Annotated in this window: 1 pseudogene; it reads left to right on the forward strand. The window is 59.5% G+C overall.

From position 1 onward, the window contains the following. Positions 1 to 107: 107 nt before the first annotated feature. A pseudogene (locus tag RAD04_RS38940) lies at positions 108 to 257 on the forward strand (IS3 family transposase); the annotation flags it as partial.

Genomic DNA, 257 nt, shown 5'->3' on the forward strand with positions numbered 1-257 from the left:
GTGCATTTCAGGCGTAAGTTTGCCGTAAGCGCGTACGGACACTGCCATGAACTATGAGGGCAAAGTCCCGCTTTACGGTTCGGCCTGTTCTGACTCCTCGCCCCGACTCTCTGATCGCCGAGCGTGGCAGGCCGAAGATGATCGTCAGCGACAACGGGACCGAACTGACCTCGAACGCGGTGCTAACATGGTCGGGCGATGTCGGCGTTGAGTGGTACTATATCGCGCCGGGCAAACCGACGCAGAACGCGTTCGTC

The organism is Bradyrhizobium sp. 25ACV (assembly GCF_054863005.1).